Here is an 18,924-nt window from a genome sequence, read left to right as displayed (position 1 = left end):
CACGCGAACTCGCGCCTCTTGCCGGCCATTACAAGCCTTCAAAGGGTCTGGAAATTGGCTATTTTGCCCAGCACCAGCTCGATATGCTTGACGTTGATGCCAGCCCGCTGCAGCATTTACAGCGGATTGCGCCCGAGGCACGCGAACAGGAACTGCGCAATTATCTGGGCGGCTTCGGCTTTGGCGGCGATAAAGTCAATGACAAAGTGGCGCCCTTTTCCGGTGGAGAAAAGGCCAGGCTAGCCCTCTCACTGATTGTCTGGCAAAAGCCCAATTTACTGTTGCTCGATGAACCCAGCAATCACCTGGATGTTGATACCCGCGAAGCGCTGGCCACCGCCCTGGCCGAGTTCGACGGCAGCATGCTGATGGTCTCGCATGATCGACATCTGCTGCGCACCACCGTCGACAGTTTCTGGATTGTTGCAGACGGTCAGGTGATTGAATTTGACGGCGATCTGGACGACTACCGCGACTGGCTTGCGCAGCGTGCCCTGTCCATGCGTCAGGAAGAGCGCGATGCCTCGCTTGCGGCCGATGGATTGAGCGCCGCCCCGGATCGAAAGGCAATGCGGCGCCAGCAGGCTGAAGAACGCCAGCGCATTGCACAGCTGCGCAAACCGCTGGACAAACGCCTTGCGCAGGTCGAAAAAGCCATGGAAACTGCCCAAACCCGAATTGCCCAGATCAATGTGCTGATTGCCGACGAAAATTTTTATTCTGATGCACGCAGAGATGAACGCGTTGCCGTGCTGGCCGAGCATGGCGAGCTGACCGCCACTGCAGAAACGCTGGAAGAAGAATGGCTGCAATTGCATGAATCAATTGAAGCATTAACAAATCAGGCTGAAATCGAATAACAAGCCCATGTGGGCCGCTCGCCCTGCAAGCCTGCGCCAATTGTCTGACACCACCATTGACGGCACCATCGACAACCGTTGCCAAGGAACTTATAGTTTTACGGGCCAGTGCAACTTGTCCGCCTCGGAAAGCGCCAGCATAAAGGAACGCATTTTGCCGGCGCTTTTTTCGCCAGGCGCAATTTCAATGCCGCTGCTCAAATCAACCGCATAGGGATGATAGCTGCTCACCAGTGCTGCAATATTGGATGCATTCAGGCCGCCGGCAATCATTATTTTGTGCGCTGGCAAAATCTGCGTGGCCTGCGCCAGCAAACCGATATCAAATGAAATACCCGCGCCGCCATAAGCGGGTGAATAGGCGTCAAACAGGAAAGCACGGGCATTGGGATAGCCACTGACCGCAGTGGCTATCTCCTCGGGCGAGGCCAATCCCGGGGCGCCAACTCTCAGGGCCCGAATATAGGGATAGGAAAACTGCTCACAGAAATCAGCCGTTTCATCACCGTGAAACTGTATGAAATCAGGCTGCACCACGTTCATAATCTGTTCGATGGTTTGCACGTCGGCATTTACGGTCAGCGTGACGGCATTCACAAACGCAGGCACCGTGCGGCGTAGCGCCGCCGCCTGTGTCAGTGGCACATAACGTTTGCTCTTTTCATAGAGCACCAGCCCGATGGCATCGGCCCCGGCGTAAACCGCATCGTGAATATCTTTTTCTGATGACAGACCACAGAATTTAACGCGGGTTCTCATTTTCAGTCCCATAAAAAAACCCCGGCAAAAACAGATGCCAGGGTTCTGAGTGTAACGAAATTTCAGGGACCATGCCCCGAAAATACCGCTACCAGTGTGCCGGAGCAGGGAAAAAGCGCCCCTGGCCCAGAAAAACCGCTATTTGAATGCGTTAGCCGGGTCGTCATAGGCATCGCCCGAACTGCTTTCGCCCTTCTCACTACCACTATCTGATCCGTAAGGATCAGTGCCGTAGGAATTGCCGGTGTCGAAAGTGACCTGGCTCGGATCAATACCAGTTGCGGTGCCCTTGTAGTGCATGACCATGCCCGGAAATGTCAAGACCGAAGCCACCATCAACAGTTGAATGACAATAAACGGAATGGAGCCCTTATAGATGTCACCGGTCGTAACCCGTTTAATCAGCTTGCCGGTAACTCTGTCGGTGTAGTCTTGCTTAGGTGCAACCGAACGCAAGTAGAACAGCGCAAAGCCGAACGGCGGGTGCATGAAGGAGGTTTGCATGTTGACCGCCAGCAATACACCGAACCAAATCAGGTCGATACCCATCTTGTCGGCCACCGGACCCAGCAATGGCACAATAATAAAGGCCAATTCAAAGAAATCCAGGAAAAACGCCAACAGGAACGTGACGACACTGACAACGATCAGAAAGCCGATTTCTCCACCAGGCAGAGAAGCAAACAGACCTTCTACCCAATGCTGGCCACCAAACCCCGTAAAGGTCAGCGTAAAGATGGTTGAACCTACCAGAATGAACACGACAAAGCTGGTCAGCTTGGTGGTGGTGTCCATCGCCTGTTTGAGCAGCGATAGCGTTAAGCGGCCGCGGATCAGCGCCATGATAATGGCGCCAACGGCTCCCATGGCACCGCCTTCGGTCGGTGTGGCAACACCAATGAAAATGGTGCCCAATACCAGGAAGATCAAAAACAGCGGCGGCACCATCACGAAAACCACCCTTTCGGCAATCTTTGACAGCATTTTCAGCCGGAGCAAGTTGTTCAGGCCAGCGATTGCAAATGCAATAACACCCCACAGCAACATATTCAGAACGATGGTTTCATCTGCGGCGCTTTTTTCCGAGAGAAACAATCTGCCTAACAACCAGGCCCCGACGCTGGCAATAACGACCAGCACAACCAATGAAGGCAGGCCATTGCTGCCATTGGACTCGCGATAGACACGGGCCTCTGGCGGCAAGGCTGGTGCGTACGACGGTTTGATCAGCGAAGCCAGCACCACATATAAAATGTAGGCACTCGCGAGAATAAACCCGGGAATCATGGCGCCCCGATACATATCGCCAATGGAACGTCCCAGCTGATCGGCCAGAATGATGAGCACCAGTGAAGGCGGAATGATTTGTGACAGCGTGCCCGAGGCCGCGATAACGCCGGTTGCCAGCTTGCGATCATAGCCATAACGCAGCATGATGGGCAGTGAAATCAGGCCCATGGAGATGACCGACGCCGACACCACGCCCGTGGTGGCTGCCAGCATGGCGCCCACAAACACAACTGCAATAGCCAGCCCGCCGCGAATCGGCCCGAACAGCTGGCCGATTGTCTCCAGCAAATCCTCGGCCATGCCCGATCGCTCTAGGATCAGGCCCATGAGGGTGAAGAACGGCACGGCCAGCAACGAATCGTTCTGCACAATCCCGAACACCCGGTCAGGCAGCGCCTGCAGAAACGGGAAGGTAAACTCGCCAAAGGCGATACCCAGCAATGCGTAAAGAATTCCGTTGGCAGCAAGCGAAAAGGCGACCGGAAAGCCCAACAGCAAAAAGCAGATCAATGTCAGAAACATGATCGGCGGCATATTTTGAATTAAGAACTCCATGCTTAGTTACCCGCCTGCAGTGATTGTTGTCGTTTCTGTTCCGCTTCAGCCGCAATTTCTTCGGCCAGCAGCTCATCGGCTGTCTTGCCGCCCATTGGCGCCAGAGGATCCGGACCTTTTCCACTGAGAAAAGCCACGCATTTGATAAGATGAGAGATGCCCGCCAACACCAGTAACGAAAAGCCGACAGGGATCAGCAATTTGACCGGCCAGCGTACCAGCCCACCCGCATTGGAGGATTGTTCGTTGGTCTCGAACGACAACATGAAAAAGGGCCAGGAGAGATAAATGAGCAACAGGCAGGCCGGCAACATGAAGAGCAGCACCCCTACTGTCTCGATTATGATCTGAGTCCGCTTGGACAGACGCTGTGAAATAATATCCACGCGTACGTGCTCGTTCTTGAGAAAGGTATAGCCGGCCGCGAGCAGAAAAATCGCGCCAAAGAGATACCATTGGATTTCCAGCCAGCCATTGGAGCTGTAATGAAATACCTTGCGCACCACCGCGTTTGCAGCGCTGATCAGCACCACAACGAGTGTGAGCCAGATCACAACGCGGCCAACCGCAGTCATGAGCGCGTCAATAGCCCGGGAAAGAGTGAAGAGAAACTTCATTTGCTTTCACACCAAAAATAGGGAAAAAGAAGAGAATCAGGATACGCCTGTTTTACCGACCTATTTAACGCTAAGGGAAAATAGCCAGCAAAACAGGAATTTTACATGGTGTTTTTATTTTTTGTTTCTCAATGCGTCCAGCATGAATGCATCGTAGCTGAACTCGGCAACCCCGAACCACGGGTAAACGTCATTGCGGAATGCCATGTAGTCATCATGGATCTTCTTGAACAGCGGGTCTTTTGCAGACAGCTCTTCATACACTTTGGTTGCTTCGGCAAAAGAAGCGTCAAGCACGGCCTTCGGAAAACGCTTCAGGACACCACCGCCGGCAATCAGACGGCGCAAGGCACCGGGATTTTTGGCATCATACGTGCCAATCATTTCTTCGGTTGCCAACGCACTGGCCTGCATGATGGCAGCCTGATAGTGTTTGGGCAATTTTTCGTACTCGCCATCGTTGACGTACAGCGATACCTGAAAGCCGCCTTCCCACCAGCCCGGATAATAATAGTACTTGGCTACTTTGTTAAAGCCCAGTTTTTCATCGTCATACGGGCCAATCCATTCAGCAGCGTCAATGGTACCTTTCTCCAGCGAAGGATAAATATCGCCCCCCGCAACCTGTTGCGGAATCACGCCCAGGCGTGAAAGCACCGCCCCGGCAAAGGCGCTGCAGCGCATTTTCAGACCCTTGAGGTCTTCTACGCTATTGATTTCCTTGCGGAACCAGCCACCCATCTGCGTACCGGTATGACCACAAGGAAAGTTGACGATGTTGAATTTTTTGTACACTTCACGGGTTAGCGCAAGACCGTTGCCGGCCCGCATCCAGGCATTGTACTGACGGGTATTCAGGCCAAACGGCACTGCTGCGTCAAAACTGAGGGCAGGATCCTTCCCGTAATAATAATAGGCCGCGCTGTGACCGCATTGCACCGTGTTGTTCTGGACCGCGTCCAGCACTTGGAGTGCAGGAACAACTTCCCCTGCATGATGGACACTGACTTTGAACTTGCCATTTGTCGCTTCGGCCAGGTGTTTGGCAAAATTGACGCTGCCGTTATAGATCGCATCGGCACTGGTTGGAAAGCTGGAAGCCAGGCGCCAGCTGATACTGGGTGCGTCTTGCGCAAAAACGGGCGATGCCAATACAGCACCCCCCGTTGCGGCAACACCGGCTGTCGCCTGCTTGAGGAAGGAACGACGTTTCATCGTTGATGTCTCCAATGGGTATTGTGAGTAAGAGAGAAGCGAAACTTTTGGTTACCGGGGCATGCTACAGGAATTATTATTTTTTTACCCTCAAGAATTACCCTTATTTCCCAGGACATGCAGGGCTATTTCATATGCAATGAACTGCGCTGGCACGCGTGCTGCACCCCGCCCTGTCTATCTTTATTGCATATGTAATTAATTTACGACGGTCTGGCCCATTGGCCACGGCGTTTGTTTCTGTTTGTTGTTTTTATTGCATATGTAAAGAATATCGCCAAGGCAAAGGCACAAACATCGGCACAGGGCAATACAAGCAAGCTGACCAGTTGCTGACAAGCGGTATGCACGCAGCCGCCGAATCATGTGTATGACGCTTTGTGCTGCGCATCCAGCTGTGTTGCCTCGCCGATGGTCTGGCAACCACCAATGGTCCGCACCTTACCCTTGATGCTGCGCTCAGGACTCAAACAGCAGCGCTTCGATCGGCCGGCTCAGATCGAAGGCGTCAAATTGTTCCAGACCGAAATGGGCGGGATAACTGGCCTGGGCAAAATACAACCCATCGGCCATAAAGGTAGGAGCAGCCACCTTGCGGTCACGCGCGGCCATCACCTGGGGCATCCAGTCTGGCGGATAACGGCCCTTGCCCACATACAGCAGACAGCCCAGAATATTGCGCACCATGTGATGCAAAAATGCGTTGGCCCTGAGCGTGAAAACAAAAAATGCGCCCTGCTGGACGATATTGAGATGTTCAATGGTGCGAACTGGACTGGCTGCCTGACATTGCGAGGAACGAAAACTGCTGAAATCGTGCTGACCGACCAGATACTGCGCCGCCATCTGCATGGCGTTCAGATCCAGTGGATGAAAATCCCAGCCAGCCCGGCCATGCCAGTGCGGAGACAGAATGCGCTCGTTTCTGAGTAGATAAACATAGCTGCGGGAAGTTGCGGAAAAGCGCGCGTGAAAGTCGGCAGGCATTTCCTGCGCCCATCTCACCGTAATATCAGGCGGCAGATGGGCATTGACCCCTCTGACCCAGGATTCCATGCGCCTGTGTATGACGGTGTTAATGTGCACAACCTGGGCCCGCGCGTGAACGCCCGTATCTGTGCGGCCCGCACAGATGGTGGGCGTTGGCTCACAAGTGAATGCCGCCAGCGCCTTTTCCAGCATGTCCTGGACAGTGCGCCCGCCCGGTTGCGTCTGCCAGCCCAGATAGGGCTTGCCATTGTAGGCGATGCCCAGCGCGATACGTCTGGACACAGGCTCGCCGTCCCGGGAGGTTTCCTGCTCAGGAACGGGTTGATGCGTCGGAGTCAGGTGCATCAAGATCCAGATTGATGGATTTGAGTTTCTGCTGGAACGCATCATAGCCCGCCCCCGCAGGGATCCGGGCTTTCTGGCGCTGGTCATACCGCAGCATGATGAACAGGCCCACGACGATGACGCCTAATACACCAAGCAGCCAAAACGAAATGTAATTCGCTATCCAGGTGGGCAGTTCCATGATTACAGCTCTCCGATGCTGATACGCAGCATACGGCGCAACGGCTCGGCCGCCCCCCACAACAACTGGTCGCCGACAGTGAAAGCACTCAGATATTCGGGACCCATGGACATCTTGCGCAGACGCCCTACCGGGATATCCAATGTGCCGGTCGTAGCCACCGGGGTCAGATCCTGCATGGTTTCGTCACGGGTGTTCGGGATGACTTTAGCCCATTGCGTGCCTTCCTTGAGCATGTCGCTTATTTCATCAATGGACACGTCTTTTTTCAGCTTGATGGTCAGTGCCTGGCTGTGACAGCGCATGGCGCCGATACGCACGCACAAGCCATCAATGGGAATAGGTGCGCTGCCAAAGCCTTGGCCACGGCCCAGTATTTTATTGGTTTCAGCCTCGGCCTTCCATTCTTCGCGGGATTGGCCATTGCCCAGATCCTTGTCGATCCAGGGAATCAGACTACCCCCTAGCGGCACGCCGAACATATCGCGCGGCAGTTCCGGATCCTGCTGTTTTGCCAGAACCTGGCGGTCTATTTCAAGAATGGCGGAGGCCGGATCATCCAGCAACGGTTTGACAGCCGCATTCAGCTGGCCAAACTGGGTAAGCAGTTCGCGCATATGCTGGGCGCCACCGCCCGAAGCCGCCTGGTAGGTCATGCTGCTCATCCAGTCGATCAGGTCATGCTTGAACAGACCAGCCAGCCCCATCAGCATGCAGCTGACCGTGCAGTTGCCGCCGACAAAATTCCGGACGCCTTTGCCAATGGCCGCATCAATCACATTGCGGTTGACCGGATCCAGCACAATAATTGCATTGTCTTTCATACGCAGGGTGCTGGCCGCATCAATCCAGATACCGTCCCAGCCGGCATCGCGCAATTTGCCATGCACCTGCGTGGTATAGTCGCCCCCCTGGGCAGTCACAATAATAGGCAACTTCTTCAGTGCGTCAATGTCATGTGCGTCCTGCAAGGGTGCGGCACCCTCGGCCCACGCCGGGGCCTTGCCTCCGGCATTGCTCGTTGAAAAAAAGACCGGATTGATGAAGGCAAAGTCGCCCTCATCACGCATACGCTGCATAAGTACGGAACCGACCATTCCGCGCCATCCGACAAAACCCACTGACTGTGACATAATTCTTTACCTAATTCTGTGAAGCTGAAAAATGAACTGCTGTTAAATATAACTGCAATAGCGGATGCGCGCAGCCCTGTGCGCCATCCGCTATTATAAGTAACTGAATTTTATAACTATATCAGTTTAACGCCTTCAATACGGCGTCACCCATTTGAGAAGTGGAAACTTTTGTGGTGCCAGCCTCAAAAATGTCGGCTGTACGCAACCCCTGCTCCAGCACTGCCCTGACGGCGTTTTCCACGCGATCGGCCGCGGCCGCTTCGTTCAGCGAATAGCGCAGCATCATGGCGGCAGACAGAATGGTAGCCAGCGGATTGGCAATATTTTTGCCGGCAATATCCGGTGCTGAACCGTGACTGGGCTCATACAGGCCCTGGTTGGAGGCATTGAGCGATGCGGACGGCAGCATGCCGATCGAGCCGGTAAGCATGGCCGCTTCGTCCGACAGGATATCGCCGAAGATATTGCCGGTCACAATGACATCGAATTCCTTGGGTGCGCGCACCAGTTGCATGGCCGCGTTATCGATATACATATGGGACAGTTCGACGTCCGGATAGCCTTTGGCCACATCGATCATGATATCGCGCCAGAATTGCGACGTTTCCAGCACATTGGCCTTGTCTACACTGCACAGTTTCTTGCTGCGTTTCTGCGCGGCCTCAAAGCCGATACGTGCAATACGCCGCACCTCGGACTCGGCATAACGCATGGTATCGAAGCCTTCCTGCTCGCCCTTGAATTCGCCTTCTTCAACCACGCGCACGCCTCTGGGCTTGCCGAAATAGATATCACCGGTCAGTTCGCGGATGATCAGGATATCCAGACCCGATACAATTTCCGGCTTGAGCGATGAGGCATTGGCCAGTTGCGGATAAAGAATGGCCGGCCGCAAGTTAGCAAACAGGCCCAGGCTCTTGCGCAGGCCCAGAATGGCCTGTTCAGGACGATGTTCGCGCGGCAGGGAGTCGTAGTTCCATCCGCCAACGGCGCCAAAAAGAATGGCGTTGCTGCGCTTGGCCAATGCCAGCGTTGCTTCCGGCAACGGGTGACCATGCAGGTCGAAAGCCGTGCCACCGACGGGGGCCTGCTCCATAATCAGGTCCAGCCCCAGGGCGCTGAGCACCCGCTGCGCCTGTTCAACGATTTCGTGACCGATGCCATCACCGGGAAGAACTGCGATTGTGTGTGTCATAACGCGTATTTCTCTTAATTTGGTATAGGATTATCGGCTCAGCCCAGCGCTGCCTTCGAGCCAGGGATGGCGCGCCAGACGCTCGGCTTCGAACTTGCGAATCTGGTCGGAGCGGCGCAATGTCAGGCCGATGTCGTCAAAGCCATTGAGCAGACAGTATTTGCGAAAGGCGTCTACTTCAAAGCCCAGTTCCCGTCCGTCGGCGGTAATGACCACCTGGCGCTCAAGGTCAATTCGCAGCTTGTAGCCATTGAATGCGCGCACTTCGTCAAACAGCCGGCCCACTTCCAACTCGGAAAGCACAATCGGCAGCAAGCCGTTCTTGAAGCTGTTGTTGAAAAAGATATCGGCATACGAAGGCGCAATAATCGCCTTGAAACCGTACTGGGCAAGCGCCCACGGCGCATGTTCCCGGCTTGAACCACAACCGAAATTTTTACGCGCGAGCAGTACGCTGGCGCCCTGATAGCGCGGCTGATTGAGTACGAACTCGGGGTTAAGCGGGCGCTTGCTGTTGTCCATGCCCGGCTCGCCATGATCCAGATAACGCAGCTCATCGAACAGATTGGGGCCAAAACCCGAGCGTTTGATGGATTTTAAAAACTGCTTCGGTATGATCAGGTCTGTATCCACGTTCTCGCGATCCAAGGGAGCGACCAGGCCTTCATGAATGGTAAATGCTTCCATGCTGTTATCCTAATTTTCTGACATCGACAAAATGGCCGGCAATAGCGGCCGCGGCAGCCATGGCCGGGCTGACCAGGTGGGTTCTGCCACCCTGGCCCTGACGGCCTTCGAAGTTACGGTTGGAGGTCGAAGCGCAACGCTCTCCCGGCTCAAGACGGTCGGCATTCATGGCCAGACACATGGAGCAGCCCGGTTCGCGCCATTCGAAGCCGGCGTCCACAAAGATCTTGTCGAGCCCTTCCTTTTCCGCCTGCTGCTTGACCAGACCAGATCCGGGCACCACCATGGCCTGAATCACGTTGGACGCCACGCGGCGGCCGCGCGCCACTTTGGCAGCGGCGCGCAGGTCTTCAATCCGGGAATTGGTACAGGAACCAATGAACACGCGGTCTACCCGAATGTCTGCAATGGGCGTATTGGGTTTCAGACCCATATACTGCAGCGCGCGCTCCATCCCATTGCGGCGAACATCATCCTTTTCGCGATCAGGATCAGGGATGCGATCTTCAATGGAAAGCACCATCTCGGGCGACGTGCCCCAGGTCACTTGCGGGCGTACCTGACGGGCATCGATATCAATGATTTTGTCAAACTTGGCATCAGCATCCGAGTGCAATGTCTTCCAGTAGTCCACCGCCTGGTCCCACAAGACGCCAGCCGGCGAGTAAGGACGGCTCTTGAAATACTGAATGGTTTTATCGTCCACGGCGACCATGCCTGAACGGGCGCCGGCTTCAATCGCCATATTACAGACAGTCATGCGACCTTCCATGGACAGGTCGCTGATGGCCTTGCCGGCAAATTCAATGGCATGGCCTGTGCCGCCAGCGGTACCGATGACGCCGATTATATACAGGACCAGATCCTTGGCAGTACAGCCAAAGGGCAGATCGCCGCTGACTCGGATCAGCATGTTCTTGTTTTTTTTCATCAGCAGCGTTTGCGTGGCCAGCACATGCTCCACTTCCGAGGTCCCGATGCCGAAAGCCAGTGCACCCATGGCGCCATGAGTGCTGGTATGCGAGTCGCCGCAAACCACGGTCATGCCGGGCAGTGTTGCGCCCTGCTCTGGTCCGATCACGTGCACAATACCCTGACGCAGATCGTTCATGCGAAACTCGGTAACCCCGTAAGTCTCGCAGTTTTTGTCCAGCGTATCGACCTGCAGTTTCGAAATAGGGTCACTGATGCCCTGGGCACGGCCCAGTGTCGGCACATTATGGTCGGCCACCGCCAGATTGGCGGAGAGCCGCCATGGCTTGCGTTCAGCCAGCGCCAGGCCTTCGAAAGCCTGCGGACTGGTCACTTCATGCAATAAATGACGGTCGATATATAAAAGACAGGTGCCGTCGTCTTCCTGGTGCACCACGTGGGCGTCCCAGAGTTTGTCGTAAAGGGTCTGAGCCAAAATGTTCTCCTGATAATGCTGGTATGCGGGTTCATCGACTGCTGCGTGGACCCTGCTATGCGCTGCCCGTTCTGCTGCTGTCCCGAACCATACGGTATCGATACCGTATGGTTTTCCGGACTGCGCATGACAGAGCGGACCCCGCGTCGGCAAGGATCGCAGTCGGTATTGTTATTTCATGCGCCGTATGCGTATTATGGCCGAATCAATATTGATAACAAGCCAATATATTATACTGGTATCACTACTACTATACTTCCCAATAATGCCAATAGCAGTCCTCTAACAGCCTTCTCCCGGTCAAACCTGCGAGCGAAACAGAAAAATGCCGCTATTGTGAGTAGAATAGAACATCTACTCGGAGACACAAATGACGACTCAGACCCCAGATCTTTCCCATTTATGGATGCCCTTTACTGCCAACCGAAGCTTTAAGGCAGCGCCTCGTCTGCTTGCCTCTGCCAAAGGCATGTACTACAAGAGCACCGACGGCCGCCAGATTTTGGACGGATGTGCCGGATTATGGTGTGTCAATGCGGGGCATTGCCGTGACGAAATTATCCAGGCTATTGCCACTCAGGCGGCCACGCTGGACTATGCACCCAGTTTCCAGATGGGTCATCCGTTGGCATTCGAAACCGCCACGGCAGTGGCTGCGCTTATGCCCAAAGGGATGCAGCGCATTTTCTTTACCAATTCCGGATCCGAATCGGTCGATACCGCCCTGAAGATTGCCCTGGCGTACCATCGGGCAAATGGCCAGCCGCAACGCACCCGTCTGATCGGGCGTGAGCGCGGCTATCATGGCGTCGGTTTCGGTGGCATTTCGGTGGGCGGCATCAGCCCGAATCGCAAGGCATTCTCCAACTCGCTGATCCCGAATGTCGATCATCTTCCCCATACGCACAATCTGGAGCAAAATGCCTTCAGCAAGGGACAGCCGGCCTGGGGGGCGCATCTGGCTGACGAACTGGAGCAAATCGTTGCACTGCATGATGCCTCCACAATCGCCGCCGTCATTGTCGAGCCCATGGCCGGGTCAACAGGGGTGCTGATTCCACCCAAAGGCTATCTGGAACGTTTGCGTGACATCACCAGCAAGCACGGCATCCTGCTGATTTTCGACGAAGTCATTACCGGATTTGGCCGACTGGGCGCCAATACGGCAAGTGACTACTTCAGCGTCACGCCGGACATTATCACTATGGCCAAGGGTATCAGCAATGCGGCTGTGCCGGCCGGTGCGGTTGCTGTCACAAATTCCCTGTACGATACCGTGGTTAACGCCAGCGAAAACGGCATTGAGCTGTTCCATGGCTATACCTATTCGGGTCACCCGATGGCAATGGCCGCCATTGGCGCAACGCTGGCGCTTTATCAGTCCGAAGGCATCTTCGACAATGCCAGAAAACGCTCGCCCGCTTTCGAAGCGGCTGCCCATGCCCTGAACGGATTGCCCAATGTCATCGACGTACGCAACCTGGGCATGGTCGCCGGCGTGGAACTGGCGCCGCGCGAGAACGCGCCGGGCGCACGTGCTGCCGAGGTATTCCAGCGCTGCTATGATGCGGGCGTACTGTTGCGCTACACAGGCGACACCATTGCCCTGTCGCCGCCGCTGATTGTCAATGAAGAACAGATCAATACGCTGTTTGACGTGCTTGGGCAGGCTATCAGCCAAACAGCTTAAGTGACCATCGATACCCGCAGGTGCCCACAAGACGCCTGCGGGATTCTGCGAATGTGCCACGACTGCAATATTGGGTACACTTCTAAACCGGAAATTTTATTGTTAACTATTGAATCATGATTACACTAAACGCGACACATCAGGCAGACCTCACCAGCTGGGTGGACAGTGCCAACACAACCGGAAACGGTTTCCCCATTCAGAACCTGCCTTTTGCCTCGTTTCGCCGTCGCGGATCCGGCGAAGCATTTCGTCCCGGTGTAGGTATCGGCAACCAGATTGTCGACCTGTCCCGCCTGTATGACCTGAACCTGTTTACCGATAAGGCACAACAGGCGCTGGAGGCATGCCAGGGCATCCAGCTCAATGGCTTGATGGCGCTTGGCCAGCCTTACTGGTCTGCACTGCGCCTGGCATTATCAGAGGCCCTGCGCTCCGGATCGCCGCATGAAGAGGCCATCCGCCCATTGCTGGTGGCACAGGACGAAGCCGAATTTATCACGCCGTCGCGCATCGGCGACTACACCGATTTCTATATCTCAGTACACCATGCCACGTCTATCGGCAAACAGTTCCGGCCCGACAACCCGCTGCTGCCAAACTATAAATGGGTACCCATCGGCTACCATGGCCGGGCTTCCAGCATCGGGGTATCCGGCCAGGCATTCCCGCGCCCGGTAGGCCAGACAAAGCCGCAAAACGAAGGTGATGCCCCGGATTTTGGCCCATGCAAACGGCTTGACTACGAACTGGAACTGGGAATATTCGTTGGAGAAAGCAATGAACAGGGCCAGCGCATTGATATCGAACAGGCAGAAAAACATATCTTTGGCTTTTGTATCCTGAACGATTGGTCGGCCCGCGACCTGCAAGCCTGGGAATACGTGCCGCTGGGGCCATTTCTCGCCAAGAACTTTGCGTCTACCATTTCACCGTGGGTCATCACGCTGGAAGCGCTCGAGCCATTCCGTACCGCTTTTTCCCATCCGGCCACAGATCCGCAGCCGCTGCCCTATCTGCACTCGCAAGCCAACGCCGAAGGCGGCGCCTATGATATCGGGCTGGAAGTGCAAATCACAACGCAGCAGTCGCGCGATAGCGGTCAGCAACCCTTTACGCTGGCCACCAGCAATTTCAAGGATGCCTACTGGACTGCCGCACAGCTGATCACCCATCACACGGTCAACGGCTGCAATCTACAGCCTGGCGACATGCTGGGCACCGGTACGCTATCCGGTCCCGATGCCGCCCAAGCGGGCTCTTTGCTTGAACTTGCCGCTGCCGGCAAAAAACCCATTTCCCTGCCGTGGGGTGAAAGCCGCAGCTTTCTGGAAGATGGCGATGAAATCATCATGAAGGCCGTCTGCAAAAAGGACGGCTATCCCGATATTTCATTTGGATCGGTATCGGGCACCGTGCTCAAAGCCAATTTCAAATCTGAGTAAGACAGCGGTCTGAACGAAGCGGATAGCGCAGAAATAATGCCCTATCCGCTTCATCATTAATTCAGCTCGCAAATGCCTCGGCAATTCGCTGTGGCGCACTGGATCTTGCATACATCCGCGTAAAATATGCCTTGAGATTCGGCAAGCCTTCAATCAATCCCGCTTCATTACCCCAGTCCAGCACATAAGCGGTAATGCAATCGGCACAGGTGATGATATCGCCAACAATGAATTGACGCCCCTGCATATGGGCGTCAAGTATCGCCGCCATTTCCGTAAACTCTTCCCGGGCAAGCGCTACGTCCTGCGGCAAACGTTTGTTTTCCGGATAGACGAAGGTATGTCTGGCAATTCGCCACAACGGTTGTTCCAATTCTGTCATTGCAAACATGGACCAGCGATAGACAAGCGCGCGTTGCTTCAAATCGGCAGGCATCAATCCCTTGGCTGCATACTTTTCTGCCAGATACATGACGATCGCCGCCGACTCAGTCAGGACGAGGTCCCCGTCAACCAGCACGGGAAGCCTGCCGGCTGGATTCAGACGCAGAAAATCCGGATCCCGGTTCTCTCCGGCCGCCAGATTAACGGACACAAATTCAAATTGCGCATCAAGTTCCTGAAGCGCCCACAGCGCACGAAGCGAGCGCGTAGGGCCGAATCCATACAGTTTCATCATCTGTTGCTCCTGTTAAAAGACAGCGAATTCACAATACAGGTGTTGGATCACAACGGGCGCAGGCCGAAGCATTACTCACGCGCCGCTGCAACCACGAGACCACTTCATGCAGTAACAGGATTGGATGTAATGGATCGATACCGAGCAATAAATCAGTGATGGGGCCGGGCATTAATTACATACCGCGACGCGGGCAAGATCCAGCTTACTATCCATTGAAGCCTGACGCCAGTGCCAACTGAGCGCAGGCTCCCCTGCTCCTGTATAAAATACCGGCAGGACAGTTCAAGCTTAATCTCGCAGCATAAACGCTGCAAGCCGCTGCAGCTCTTTCCGCAGCTATTGCTACTGCTACTGTCACATCAACGATAGGCTTGTTGTCGCAACGCGTGATCAATCAGTATCAATGCCAGCAATGCTTCGGCAATAGGGGTAGCGCGAATGCCCACGCAGGGATCATGGCGACCCAGCGTCTGCACCATGACCGGCTCACCGGCCCTGTTTACCGACTTGCGTTCGATGCGAATACTGGAGGTGGGCTTGATGGCAAGCGAGACCGTGATGTCCTGGCCCGTAGAAATACCACCGAGCACACCACCGGCATGATTGCTCAGATAACCGTCGGGCGTAAGTTCGTCACCATGCTCTGACCCGCGCTGGGCAATACATCCAAAACCAGCGCCAATGGAAACTCCTTTGACCGCATTCAACCCCATCATTGCAAATGCAATATCGGCATCAAGCCTGTCATACAGCGGCTCGCCCCAGCCAGCCGGCAGCCCCTGGGCCACCACTTCGATGCGCGCGCCAATGGAATCGCCATCCTTGCGCAACTGATCCATAAACGCCTCCAACTCGGGAACCACCGAGGCATCGGGGGCATAAAACGGATTGGTTGCAATTTCGTCCCAGGATTTGAACGGGATCTGGATGGGGCCCAGCTGGCTCATATAACCCCTGATGACCGTGCCGAACTTTTCGCCCAGCCATTTTTTGGCGATGGCTCCGGCAGCAACGGTTGGCGCCGTCAGCCGTGCAGAAGAACGGCCGCCCCCGCGCGGATCACGAATGCCATATTTTTCCCAATAGGTCCGATCGGCGTGACCTGGACGGAAGGTATCGGCGATCGCGGAATAGTCCTTGCTGCGCTGATCCTGATTGCGGATCAGCAGGCCAATTGCCGTTCCTGTGGTTTTGCCTTCATACACGCCAGACAAAATCTCAACGGTGTCTGGCTCCTGTCGCTGCGTCACATGACGCGATGTCCCGGGACGCCGACGATCAAGCTCGATCTGGATATCCTGGGCAGACAAGGTCATGCCTGCCGGACAGCCATCCACCACGCAGCCGATCGCCGGCCCGTGGGATTCACCGAAGTTGGTGACCGAAAAAAGTTTGCCTAATGTGTTACCCGACATATCTTATCCAGTAAAAATGTGTTGCACGTCTGTTGCGGACCGAGGAAAGTACTGAAGAATACCAGAAACTGCCGCAAGGCTCGCTTTAACGTCAAATGCAGTTGGCTGCAGGTTGCCGGTCAGCCAGATCCAGTTAGAATCCCGCCCGCCTGCGGTTGACCGCTCCCGCTATGATGAACAACTGACTTCAAGCTCCCGCCCCCAATCCGGCGGCGGTTCCGCATAATGCTCCATGCCAGGCTTGGCAGTGTAGGGATCACGCAGCACCTGCAGCAGGGCATCGGTCACGCTCATATCGCCTTTTGCCGCCGCCTGTATCGCTTCTTCTGCCAGATAGTTGCGCAGTACATAAAGCGGATTGACCCGGTCCATTCGGCTGGCACGGGCCTGACCATCGCCATCATTGTCCTGCAAGCGCGCGCGGTACGATACCAGCCATTGCTCAAGCCCCGCTGTATCGGCAAACAGGCTGCGCAACGCGCTTTCATCGTCATCAATCTTCGCCAGATAACGAAAACTCAGGGTAAAATCTGCCGACTGTTCATGCAGCACGCGCCACCAGCCATCAATGAGCTCATCGTCGCCTTCCTTCCAGGTTTGTAACCCCAGCTTGGCAAGCATGCGGTCCCTGTAGGCGGCAATGAACAAGCCCTCGTAGCGTTCAAGCCGCGCCTTCAGGCGCTCTGGGTCTGCCCCCAGGGCAACAAAGCAGTTGGCAAAACGGTACAGATTCCACAAACCGACAGACGGTTGCGCATTCCAGGCGTAGCGCCCCTGCGCATCGGTATGATTGCAGACGTGATTGATGCGAAATGCATCCATGAAACCATAGGGACCGTAGTCCAGCGTCAGGCCCAGCACCGACATATTATCGGTGTTCATGACACCGTGATTGAAGCCCACGGATTGCCAGTCGGCCATCAATGTGGCAGTGCGCTCGATCACGACATCGACAAACCGCTCGATGACATCGTTCAGCGTGTGTTCGTTATCCGGGGTCGGCACCTGGTCAGCAAAAAAACTGCCAATCACATAGTCCAACAGCTCCCGCAAGCGCACCGGATCCTTTGCTGCATACCAATGCTCGAAAGAACCGAAGCGGACAAAGGACGGCGCTACACGCGCTACAATCGCCGCCGTTTCAACGGTTTCGCGGTACACAGGATCGTCCGAGCCTACCAGGCATAGCGCCTGGGTGGTTGGGATACCCAAACCGGTCATGGCCGCGCTGGCCAGATACTCGCGCATGGAAGAGCGCAACACGGCGCGGCCGTCTCCCATGCGTGAATACGGCGTCTTGCCCGATCCCTTGAGCTGAATTTCCCAGTCTACCGGCTTGCCTTTGCCGTCTGTGCCGCCAATGGCCCCCAACAGATGGGCGCGCCCATCTCCCAGTTGGCCGGCCCAGACCCCGAACTGATGCCCGCTATATACTGCCGAGAGCGTCACGCCTCCGGGCAAATCGGCGTTGCCGGACATGATAGACAGAAATTGCGGCGAACGCGCATCTTCCATGGTCAGTCCCAGCCGGGCCAGTACGTCAGGATTGACATGCAGTAGCGTCGGATCTGTCAGCCCCTGCATCCTGAGTCGTGTATAAAACGCCGGTGGCAAGGAAGCGAATTGGTTGCTGACTTTCAGATTCGATTGCATCGTTATTTCCCCTGTTTTTTGCTGCGTTTTGCCGCCTGCTTGGCCGGGCGCACATAAAGGATGGCGGCAAGAAAAAACACCAGCGACAATACTGTTTCAACGGCCCCGAGCATGGAAGACGTGGTGCTGATATCAGAATACCAGCGAACCACCCCTTCGGTAAAATACAACAGCACCAGCATGGATGACCATTGCAGCGTATACAGATTGCCTTTGTAAACACCATACAAGGGGAACAACAGTGGCAGCGCCTTCAGGACGTACACGCTGCCGCCAGGCATCAGCGGATCAAGGAATAACTCCCAGGCGATGCACAGCAAAAACAGCAGCAAAAGGGAAACAAACGCCGCCACCCGATAGCACGGATTCAATGCAATCTGCCGCGCCTGGTGGACTGACGCAAGCGCCGGCTCAGTTGCGGATGGCGGCGATAGCTGCGGGTTGGCGGAACCGGCCTGCGGCACATCGGCATCAGGCGCTGAAGAAGGCTTTGTCAAAATAATGTCCAGTCTGGCTAATCAATCTCTTCATTATATTCGTTGTCATCGCCGCAATCGCTGCAAGTGCGACAACCGCCCAGCAATTACAATTTGCAACTGCCCCGCGCGAGGACGCAACAGCATGATCTTTACGGTTTGTTATACTGAAATCATCCTGACCCGAGTATCACCGTGTTGGCACTCCGACGCGGTAAACCAGCCATCTGATCATGACAAAACACAACGATTTCGATTTGGAACAGCAAAAGAAACAGGAACAACAGGAAGCAATGGAAGCTCAGGAGGAGTTGCGACTGAACAT

At 55.2% G+C, this 18,924-nt stretch carries 17 protein-coding genes; 3 read left to right on the top strand and 14 right to left on the bottom strand.

Going from position 1 to position 18,924, the window contains the following annotated elements:
- The coding region (locus tag ACTIKR_RS15415; RefSeq protein WP_442328272.1) for an ATP-binding cassette domain-containing protein at positions 1-860 on the top strand (860 nt) is incomplete at its 5' end.
- A 90-nt stretch (positions 861-950) separates the two neighbouring features.
- Here ACTIKR_RS15415 and ACTIKR_RS15410 read toward each other — a convergent pair.
- From ACTIKR_RS15410 to leuC, 10 genes are all read right to left on the bottom strand, one after another.
- Complete coding sequence (locus ACTIKR_RS15410) at positions 951-1,619, bottom strand: phosphoribosylanthranilate isomerase (protein ID WP_442328271.1); 669 nt, start codon at positions 1,617-1,619, stop codon at positions 951-953.
- 138 nt (positions 1,620-1,757) lie between these two features.
- Positions 1,758-3,464, bottom strand: coding sequence for a TRAP transporter large permease (locus ACTIKR_RS15405; RefSeq protein ID WP_193089032.1), 1,707 nt, complete (start codon positions 3,462-3,464; stop codon positions 1,758-1,760).
- Between the two features lie 2 nt (positions 3,465-3,466).
- Entirely contained in the window at positions 3,467-4,081 is a 615-nt protein-coding gene (locus ACTIKR_RS15400) for a TRAP transporter small permease subunit (protein ID WP_193089031.1), read from the bottom strand.
- 114 nt (positions 4,082-4,195) lie between these two features.
- Positions 4,196-5,296, bottom strand: coding sequence for a TRAP transporter substrate-binding protein (locus ACTIKR_RS15395; protein ID WP_193089030.1), 1,101 nt, complete (start codon positions 5,294-5,296; stop codon positions 4,196-4,198).
- Between the two features lie 459 nt (positions 5,297-5,755).
- A complete protein-coding gene (gene truA, locus ACTIKR_RS15390; RefSeq protein WP_370540224.1) occupies positions 5,756-6,568 on the bottom strand; it encodes a tRNA pseudouridine(38-40) synthase TruA in 813 nt (270 codons plus the stop codon).
- 28 nt (positions 6,569-6,596) lie between these two features.
- Positions 6,597-6,812 carry a hypothetical protein gene (locus ACTIKR_RS15385; RefSeq protein ID WP_193089028.1) on the bottom strand — a complete coding sequence of 72 codons (216 nt, stop codon included), beginning with the start codon at positions 6,810-6,812 and terminating at the stop codon, positions 6,597-6,599.
- 2 nt (positions 6,813-6,814) lie between these two features.
- The gene (gene asd, locus ACTIKR_RS15380; protein ID WP_193089027.1) at positions 6,815-7,945 is read right to left on the bottom strand and encodes an aspartate-semialdehyde dehydrogenase; all 1,131 of its coding nucleotides are present in this window, start codon (positions 7,943-7,945) and stop codon (positions 6,815-6,817) included.
- 121 nt (positions 7,946-8,066) lie between these two features.
- Positions 8,067-9,143 carry a 3-isopropylmalate dehydrogenase gene (leuB, locus tag ACTIKR_RS15375; RefSeq protein WP_193089026.1) on the bottom strand — a complete coding sequence of 359 codons (1,077 nt, stop codon included), beginning with the start codon at positions 9,141-9,143 and terminating at the stop codon, positions 8,067-8,069.
- A gap of 30 nt (positions 9,144-9,173) precedes the next feature.
- On the bottom strand, positions 9,174-9,830 hold the full coding sequence (leuD, locus tag ACTIKR_RS15370; protein ID WP_193089025.1) for a 3-isopropylmalate dehydratase small subunit: 657 nt from the start codon (positions 9,828-9,830) through the stop codon (positions 9,174-9,176).
- Between the two features lie 4 nt (positions 9,831-9,834).
- Positions 9,835-11,238 (bottom strand): 3-isopropylmalate dehydratase large subunit, encoded by a 1,404-nt coding sequence (leuC, locus tag ACTIKR_RS15365; protein ID WP_193089024.1) that lies wholly within the window; start codon positions 11,236-11,238, stop codon positions 9,835-9,837.
- Positions 11,239-11,644: 406 nt separating this feature from the next.
- On the opposite strand from leuC, the gene ACTIKR_RS15360 reads away from it, so the two are divergent.
- Both ACTIKR_RS15360 and fahA read left to right on the top strand, forming a co-directional pair.
- Positions 11,645-12,928: an aspartate aminotransferase family protein gene (locus ACTIKR_RS15360; RefSeq protein ID WP_442328274.1), complete on the top strand. Its 1,284-nt coding sequence runs from the start codon at positions 11,645-11,647 to the stop codon at positions 12,926-12,928.
- 116 nt (positions 12,929-13,044) lie between these two features.
- A complete protein-coding gene (gene fahA / locus ACTIKR_RS15355) occupies positions 13,045-14,373 on the top strand; it encodes a fumarylacetoacetase (RefSeq protein ID WP_193089023.1) in 1,329 nt (442 codons plus the stop codon).
- A 61-nt stretch (positions 14,374-14,434) separates the two neighbouring features.
- Here the strand turns inward: fahA and ACTIKR_RS15350 are convergent, their stop codons facing one another.
- From ACTIKR_RS15350 to ACTIKR_RS15335, 4 genes are all read right to left on the bottom strand, one after another.
- A complete protein-coding gene (locus tag ACTIKR_RS15350; protein ID WP_442328273.1) occupies positions 14,435-15,049 on the bottom strand; it encodes a glutathione S-transferase family protein in 615 nt (204 codons plus the stop codon).
- A gap of 365 nt (positions 15,050-15,414) precedes the next feature.
- Positions 15,415-16,470, bottom strand: coding sequence for a chorismate synthase (aroC, locus tag ACTIKR_RS15345; protein WP_193089021.1), 1,056 nt, complete (start codon positions 16,468-16,470; stop codon positions 15,415-15,417).
- Between the two features lie 168 nt (positions 16,471-16,638).
- Positions 16,639-18,123, bottom strand: coding sequence for a protein adenylyltransferase SelO (locus ACTIKR_RS15340; RefSeq protein WP_442328270.1), 1,485 nt, complete (start codon positions 18,121-18,123; stop codon positions 16,639-16,641).
- A gap of 2 nt (positions 18,124-18,125) precedes the next feature.
- The gene (locus ACTIKR_RS15335) at positions 18,126-18,500 is read right to left on the bottom strand and encodes a DUF2069 domain-containing protein (protein WP_370540223.1); all 375 of its coding nucleotides are present in this window, start codon (positions 18,498-18,500) and stop codon (positions 18,126-18,128) included.
- Positions 18,501-18,924: the final 424 nt, after the last annotated feature.

Source organism: Advenella sp. (genome assembly GCF_052108595.1).
Classification (GTDB): domain Bacteria; phylum Pseudomonadota; class Gammaproteobacteria; order Burkholderiales; family Burkholderiaceae_B; genus Advenella.
This window is presented reverse-complemented; position numbering and strand designations above follow the sequence as displayed.

Coding starts and splice junctions, on each gene's coding strand:
- leuB (WP_193089026.1), bottom strand. CDS start 9,143: ATGACACACACAATCGCAGTTCTTCCCGGTGATGGCATCGGTCACGAA.
- leuD (WP_193089025.1), bottom strand. CDS start 9,830: ATGGAAGCATTTACCATTCATGAAGGCCTGGTCGCTCCCTTGGATCGC.
- ACTIKR_RS15405 (WP_193089032.1), bottom strand. CDS start 3,464: ATGGAGTTCTTAATTCAAAATATGCCGCCGATCATGTTTCTGACATTG.
- ACTIKR_RS15340 (WP_442328270.1), bottom strand. CDS start 18,123: ATGCAATCGAATCTGAAAGTCAGCAACCAATTCGCTTCCTTGCCACCG.
- ACTIKR_RS15350 (WP_442328273.1), bottom strand. CDS start 15,049: ATGAAACTGTATGGATTCGGCCCTACGCGCTCGCTTCGTGCGCTGTGG.
- ACTIKR_RS15360 (WP_442328274.1), top strand. CDS start 11,645: ATGCCCTTTACTGCCAACCGAAGCTTTAAGGCAGCGCCTCGTCTGCTT.
- fahA (WP_193089023.1), top strand. CDS start 13,045: ATGATTACACTAAACGCGACACATCAGGCAGACCTCACCAGCTGGGTG.
- ACTIKR_RS15400 (WP_193089031.1), bottom strand. CDS start 4,081: ATGAAGTTTCTCTTCACTCTTTCCCGGGCTATTGACGCGCTCATGACT.
- ACTIKR_RS15395 (WP_193089030.1), bottom strand. CDS start 5,296: ATGAAACGTCGTTCCTTCCTCAAGCAGGCGACAGCCGGTGTTGCCGCA.
- ACTIKR_RS15410 (WP_442328271.1), bottom strand. CDS start 1,619: ATGAGAACCCGCGTTAAATTCTGTGGTCTGTCATCAGAAAAAGATATT.
- ACTIKR_RS15385 (WP_193089028.1), bottom strand. CDS start 6,812: ATGGAACTGCCCACCTGGATAGCGAATTACATTTCGTTTTGGCTGCTT.
- aroC (WP_193089021.1), bottom strand. CDS start 16,470: ATGTCGGGTAACACATTAGGCAAACTTTTTTCGGTCACCAACTTCGGT.
- asd (WP_193089027.1), bottom strand. CDS start 7,945: ATGTCACAGTCAGTGGGTTTTGTCGGATGGCGCGGAATGGTCGGTTCC.